Origin of the sequence: Micrococcus sp. GPGPB33, from assembly GCF_037853785.1 — a bacterium.
In the GTDB taxonomy this organism is placed as follows: domain Bacteria; phylum Actinomycetota; class Actinomycetes; order Actinomycetales; family Micrococcaceae; genus Micrococcus; species Micrococcus luteus.
Genome location: NZ_JAQMWO010000003.1, coordinates 41,531 through 47,841, shown reverse-complemented (window position 1 = coordinate 47,841; position 6,311 = coordinate 41,531). Strand labels below are relative to the sequence as shown.

At 72.1% G+C, this 6,311-nt stretch carries 8 protein-coding genes; all 8 read right to left on the bottom strand.

The window, feature by feature from the left end; all coding sequences use genetic code 11:
• Positions 1-25 precede the first annotated feature (25 nt).
• The 8 genes from POD19_RS12525 to POD19_RS12490 all read right to left on the bottom strand — a co-directional run bounded on the left by POD19_RS12525 (position 26) and on the right by POD19_RS12490 (position 6,282).
• Entirely contained in the window at positions 26-298 is a 273-nt protein-coding gene (locus tag POD19_RS12525) for a hypothetical protein (protein WP_069941611.1), read from the bottom strand.
• A complete protein-coding gene (locus POD19_RS12520; RefSeq protein WP_340309541.1) occupies positions 295-843 on the bottom strand; it encodes a DUF4145 domain-containing protein in 549 nt (182 codons plus the stop codon). The genes POD19_RS12525 and POD19_RS12520 overlap by 4 nt, the downstream gene beginning before the upstream one ends.
• Before the next feature lie 195 nt (positions 844-1,038).
• Complete coding sequence (locus POD19_RS12515; RefSeq protein WP_061867635.1) at positions 1,039-1,506, bottom strand: hypothetical protein; 468 nt, start codon at positions 1,504-1,506, stop codon at positions 1,039-1,041.
• Entirely contained in the window at positions 1,497-2,276 is a 780-nt protein-coding gene (locus POD19_RS12510) for a hypothetical protein (RefSeq protein WP_031943847.1), read from the bottom strand. Before POD19_RS12510 ends, POD19_RS12515 begins: the two co-directional genes overlap by 10 nt.
• Positions 2,269-4,038 carry a hypothetical protein gene (locus POD19_RS12505; protein ID WP_340309540.1) on the bottom strand — a complete coding sequence of 590 codons (1,770 nt, stop codon included), beginning with the start codon at positions 4,036-4,038 and terminating at the stop codon, positions 2,269-2,271. The genes POD19_RS12510 and POD19_RS12505 overlap by 8 nt, the downstream gene beginning before the upstream one ends.
• A 154-nt stretch (positions 4,039-4,192) precedes the next feature.
• Positions 4,193-4,807, bottom strand: coding sequence for a hypothetical protein (locus POD19_RS12500; RefSeq protein WP_340309539.1), 615 nt, complete (start codon positions 4,805-4,807; stop codon positions 4,193-4,195).
• 43 nt (positions 4,808-4,850) lie between these two features.
• On the bottom strand, positions 4,851-5,438 hold the full coding sequence (locus POD19_RS12495) for a hypothetical protein (protein WP_031943850.1): 588 nt from the start codon (positions 5,436-5,438) through the stop codon (positions 4,851-4,853).
• Positions 5,428-6,282: a glutaredoxin domain-containing protein gene (locus POD19_RS12490; RefSeq protein WP_340309538.1), complete on the bottom strand. Its 855-nt coding sequence runs from the start codon at positions 6,280-6,282 to the stop codon at positions 5,428-5,430. Before POD19_RS12490 ends, POD19_RS12495 begins: the two co-directional genes overlap by 11 nt.
• Positions 6,283-6,311: the final 29 nt, after the last annotated feature.

The following is a 6,311-nucleotide window of genomic DNA, read 5'->3' as shown; positions in this document are numbered from 1 at the left end:
GACTGGACGGTTTCTCAGACACACCCTAGCCGTGCGTGCGCCCGTAGGGGGCGCGCCAGGCCGATTCTTCTGCCCGAATGCGGGTGACCCACCCAGCGGGCACCCATGCCTGCAACCGTTCGGTGCTGGGCGCCTCCTCCCAGGCGATCAGCACATGGGTGCTCGACCAGCGGGCAGCCATCGCATCGACCCGTCCCCGGTCGGGGAGCATGACCCGCACGTAGGGGGCGTCCTGGTAGAGCGCGGAGTGGACCTCCTCGGGGCTGCGGAAGGCCGGCGGCTCGTAGACCGGGATCACGACGCCGCGCGCGGGCCGCGGGCGGCGTCGTGGCGAGCCTTGCGGGCCGCGCGCATGCTGGCCTTCTGGGCCGGCTGCTCGTAGAGGACGAAGGCGGCCTCCCAGAGCAGCTCGGCGACGTCGGCGATCTCCTCGGGGGCGTACTGCACGCCGGCATGGATGCTGTCGTTGCCCACGACGCGGGACTCATGCAGGTCCTCCAGCACCTCGGCGTCCAGCCGCGGGGTCAGGCTGTTGATCTTGGCCTTGAGGTCCCGGCCGGTGCCGCCCTGGTCCTTGACCATCTCCTCGGTGGCCGCGCGGTAGAGGACGCCGGCGGCGCGCAGTGCCCCGGCGTCCTCGCAGATGCTGGCCTCCTCGTAGATCGAGGCGACGCCCGCTGGGGCGGCCTCGGGAAGCTGCCGCGGGGGCTTGGCCGGCACGATCATCGTCCGGGACGTCCGTTCCTCAGCGGTCATCGTCCGGTCGTCGGCCTCACGCTCCCTCGAGTGCTCGAGGAAGACGATGGTGCGATCGCAGAACTGGCAGCTGTAGACAAGGACCAAGTCCCTGGCCTGGCGCATCCTCTCGAGGTACCCGGTCGCACCCCCTGAGCCGGGTCTGGCACGGGCTGGCGCGCGTAGTACGGATCCCAGGTCGGGCTCACCTGTGCCCGGCCGACGAGGTCGGCTGCCACGTGGTGTCCGCAGTGGGGGCAAAGGCCGGTGCCGTCGGTGAAGTCCTCGCTCATGCCGGGCAGTCTAGGGGCGGGCTCCGCGCGTCTGGGCCTGCTCACGCTGGGCCACACGCGCGCTGTGCAGCGCTCCGGGCCGGGGGGAGGTCTCGTGCTTGAAGGCCAGGTAGTCGACGACGTCAGGCTCGCACCAGAGCCGGCCGCGGGTGACCGGCTCGGGGAACTGGCGGTCGCGCTGGCGCAGGGAGCGGGCCGAGCGCTCAGCCACGCCCAGCAGCTCGTTGACCCGCGGTTCAGCGACCAGGCCGATCACCCGCGGGTCCAGGCCCGCCTCGTGCAGCTCGGTGGCCGCACTGGCCGCGCGGTGGCGCACGGCGGTGGTGGCCGCCTCGTAGGAGTTGGCCCCGGCCGCGCGGGCGAGGATGTCCAGCAGTGCCGCGGGGGGCCGGTAGGGGCCCTGGTGGGCGTGGGGGTCCAGGGCCTCGTCCCACCGGCGTGCCGGCGGGGCCGGCTTCTCGTGCTGATTCATCCCCATCGGGTGCGTCCTCCTCGTCGTCCCCACCGGCGGGCGCCGGCCTCATCCTGGGCCACGCGCTCCTCCTTGGAGCGCACGGCGTTGAAGCTGGTCACGGACAGTCCCACCAGCTGGCCCTGCGTGACGGCGTCGCGGGCGTAGCGGTCGCCCATCTGGGAGGCGATCCAGCCGCCCATGTCCCCGCCGTTGCGGTCGCGCACGTCGGAGACGACGTCGGCGGCCAGGTAGCCACCCTTGGAGCCGACGTCGAAGGTGCGGGTGCGGCCGCCGCCGATGTCCACGGTGGCGCGGATGTGCACGCGCTTGTCCTGGTGGCGGGCGCCGCGGGCGACGTTGACGATGGACATGCGGGCCGCGTGCAGGCCGGCCCCGCGCTCGGGCGATCCGACGGTCTTGGGCAGCTGGATCCGCACGATGCGGTTGCCGTCGGGCAGGTGGGTGGTCGTGGTGGAGTGGCGGGTCAGGGAGGGCCCGCGCCGGGTGTCCTTGGGGACCACGGTGGGCTTCTTGGCACCTCGCTTGGCTCGCACGGGCACGATCTTGCCGGCGGCGTTGCGTCGACGTCGGGGTGCCTTGGAGACGGCGCCGGTCTCGTGTAGCTCGGTCAGCGCGTCCCGGTAGGACTCGCCCGAGGTCTCCCCGCGGGCGATCTTCTGCATCATGCGCGGGGAGCGGTTCATGGCCGCGCCGAGTTCGGCCCAGGTGAGTCCGTAGGCCGAGCGCACCCGGGTGACGAGCTCGGCGGGGCTCAGCTGTGCCGGGTCACTCACCGTCGGCCTCCTGCTCGTCGTCGCCGGGCAGGTAGTCCGTCCCGTCGACGGGGGCGGCCTGCATCTCGTACTCGGAGTAGGCGGCGTCCACGCCCAGGCGCGCGGCCTTGGCGCGCAGCCTGTTGCGGGCGGTCTCGTCGGCGGGAATCTTCAGCGGTCCGGGGACGTAGCCCTGGAGGCGCATGCGTCCCACCCGGCCGTCATCACCGCCACCACGTTCCTCGGTCAGAGACCAGGAGGGGACCTCGGTGGCGTAGATCGCGTCGCCGCGCACGCCCAGCAGGGTGTGGGCCGGCACGTGCAGGGCCCCGCCCTGGAAGCCACCGGCCATGGGTCCGGAGAGCATGCGCGCCCGGGCCCGGCCCCAGACCTGCACGGCGAACTCGGGGTGGTAGTAGCGCTGAGCCTGGCCGTCGAAGCGCGGCTTGGTGGTCCAGATGAAGGCCTTGCCGTGCTGCTTGACGTCGGGGGCGTTGGCCGGGACCTCCTTGGGGTCGAAGGTGATGTGGGTCTGCACGCGCCCGCGGGCCGCGAAGTTGCCGATCGTGTTGATCAGGATCGAGCGCAGTGCCGCGGAAACGGCGGTCTTGATGATCTCGTCCATCAGCGGGTCGCCGGCGACGGCGGCGCGAGCCTTGACCAGGTTGTCCTTCCAGGTGTCCAGCGGGCGTGCACGCACGCGCCGGTCGCGGTCGCGGGCGCCAGGGACATCGGTGGTGAACGCGACGGACTCGATGGGGTCCAGCTGCCAGCCGTGGCGGGCGGCGACGAAGAACTCGGCAGCGTCGATCCAGGCGCTCCCGGTGGCGCCGGGGCGGTTGGGCCAGTACCAGCCCTCGGAAGCCTTCTCGTGCTGGACGCCGATCAGGCCGATGTGGTCCCAGGTGTCGGGGACCTTGAACTGCACGTGCACGCGAGCGCGGGCGTAGGGGTTCTCCCGGAGCATGTCCGCGGTGTCGTCGCGGCGCAGCCGGTAGCCGGGGCCGATGCCCAGCTCACTGCACATGGCTCCGTACATGAAGCGGCCGTCGACGTAGGCGAAGCCGTCGATCTTGGGGGTCTTCGCCGGGTCGCGCAGGGGGATGCAGTCCGGGTGAGTGTCCGAGGAGGATCCGGCCACGAGGTGCTCGACGTGGTGCTGGCCGGAGGTGCGGTGCAGCTCCTCGGCGATGTCCTCGGTCAGCGGGTACGGCTCGAGGTTCTTCGGCAGGGTTAGGGCCCAGAGGTTGGCGCCGGTGGCGGTGGGGCTGTCCATGAGCTTGGCTCCGCGGAAGTGCGCACCGATGATGCCTTCGGTGGCCTGCCAGGCCAGGCGGGCCTGATCCGGGCTCAGCGGGGCGTCGCCGAACCACCCGGAGACGAACTGCACCAGCATGCGCTTGCCGGTCTGGCGGTGCTCGAAACGGCCGGTGGCCGGGGAGCCGAGGTTGTGTCCTCCGTCGATCCAGCCGGGAGTCTGCACCAGCAGCCAGTGGCGCTTGCCCGGCGTGGCCACCGGGGTCTTGCCCGTGAAGAAGATCCGGTCCACACCGACGGCGGCCGCAGTGTCGAGCATGTCGGTGAGGTTCGGGTTCTTCCGACGCGGGCCGATCTTCGGCGGCACCGCCTGCCCGTTGTCCAACACGCCCCGGCCCGTGGTGTAGTCCGCCCACAGGTTCTTGCGGGCGGCGAGGTTGCGGTAGGCCACGGGGCGGAACGTGGTGGGGGTGTTGTCGCGCAGGCCAACGCGCCCTCCGGGACGCTCGCGGTTGGAGTAGGCCATGGGGACCTCCGGTCGATCTGACAGTTAGAGCAATCCTACATTGCGCTAAGCCTCCTCGGTAGGGAGCAGGTCCAGCGCGTCGAGCTGGCCGGGCAGCACCGCGGGCGGGGACGTGTCGTGGAGGTCGGCGTCGAGCTGCACCAGGTCCCCCTTCTCAGGCCGCAGGCTGCGCCGCCGGGATGGCCCGCAGCTGCTTGACGATGCGCGCGAGGAGCCAGCAGATCACGGGGATCCAGCCCAGGGTCAAGCCGAGGTGCACGCCCTGGTCGGCGCCGACGGCCGTCCACACCGCCCAGGGCAGGAGCGAGCTCATCTGGACCGCCAGGTCCCACCCGGTGGGGATGCCCCGACGGGCCATGCGCAGCCCCATCCCCCCTGCGCAGAGCACCAGGGCGCCGGCGCCGGCCAGGCCCACGATCACCTCCCCCGCGTGGCCGGTCCGGGCGACGATCACCACTCCGGCGACCGCCATGGCCACGTCGCGGAGCAGGAAGACGGCTCGGTCGGCGGTCGCCATGGTCGCGCGGGCTGCGGATCCGGCGGGGGCCGCACGGTTCCACGCCCGCGAGGTCAGGGTCGCGAGCGCGGCGGCCGCGAGGACGGCAGCCGCCAGTGCGACGAGGGACGGGTCGGGGGCATCCGTCAGGGCGGGCAGCGCCGCCATGTTGGCGAGGAGGGCGAGCGTTGCGACGTCGGTGGTCAGCTGGAGGCCGCGGGTGGCAGCCCAGCGTCCTCGCAGCTGGGAGGGGGAGAGCGTGGTGGTGGGCATGGGTTGGCTCCGTTCCTGGGGCATGGGTCAGTTCGTCGAGGGGTCAGATCGCGTGGTCCGGTGACCGCGCCTCACGCCAGGCCTGCGACAGTTCCCGCGGCGGCAGGTGGGCCAGCGTGGTCATCTTCGGCGGCGGCACCGGATCCAGCTGGAAGGGGACGTGGGCGCTCTGGTGCAGGAAGGTCTCGTAGTGCTCACCCTCGGGACCCCAGAGCGGCAACGGGGCCGGGCATGCGATCCCTGATCCCTCGAGGAGTCGTCTTGCGCGGCTGTTCCGGCACTGGGAGACGGCCTTCACTGCCTTGACGGTGAGGGACCAGACGGCGCGGAAGGCGATCAGTGCCATTAGCAGCCAGAGGAGCCAGAGCGGCAGCCCGAGATCCTGGTCCATCACCGCGAGGGCGGCCATGAAGACCGTGTAGCCGGCGAGGATGCCGAGTGCGTTGCTCCCCAGAATGCGGGCGTGGGCGCGCTCTGCCGGCCAGGGCTGGCGGGCGGCCGGCACCTGGGCGATCACCGCCCGCCCCTGTTCGGTGTCCGGGATCAGCCAGACCCCCACGCGGGTGGGGTGGGGGATGATGGCCGGCTCCTCAAGAGGACCGTGCCCGCTCGAGGCCGGCTCACCCGGCATGGCGAAGCTCCTCGAGCGGGACGGTGCGCCATAGGGAGGTGTAGACCACGGTGGCCCCGAGGTCGGCGGCCAGGGACTGGCCGAGGTGGTGGGCGATGCCGCGGCAGGAGACGGACAGGTGGATCCCGACGGAGCGGCCCAGGCGATGGATGCCCAGCAGGAGGTTCTCGGCGACGTCGGCCTCGTGCTCCCCGGCCGGGGCGAGGTCGGCCCAGCGCTGGCGCAGATGGGCGTAGTCGTCCAGGACGAGCACGATGGGCTGGAAGGGCTCGGGGCGCTCCTGGGCGAGGGAGGCGACCTCCACCAGGTGGTAGCGCTCGCGCATCAGCTCGCTGGCGGCACGGATGCGCTCGAGCTGGTCGCTGACGTCGGCGGTGACCACCTGCGCGTACCGATGGTCCTCGACCTTGTCCAGCTCCCCGGGCAGGCCCAGGCCCCAGGCCTGCCAGCCCACGGAGACCGCGGTCTCCATGATCCCGCGCTGGATCACGCTCTTGCCGCTGTCGCGGTCGCCGATGATCAGCAGGTGACCCTGGTGGGGGTCCCAGAGCACGTGCTCTCCGGCCTCGACGGGGCCCAGGTCGATCGTGGCCTGCATGTCGGCGGCCGGCGCGGCCTCCGGGGCCGGGGAGGCGTAGCGGTCGGGGAGGTAGCCGTGCCAGTGGTCCCCGGTGGCCTCGTCCACGGTGACCGGCGCGCTGGAGTAGCCCATCTTGCGCAGCTTCTCGACGGCCGCGGGGTCCTGGGAGACGTCGACGAGGGTGTGCGGGATCTTGTGGGCGCGCAGGTGGGCCTTCACGGTCATGCAGGGGCCGCAGCCGGGGCTGGTGTAGATCGTGTACATGGGTGCTCCTCGGTCGGAGATGGTCGGGG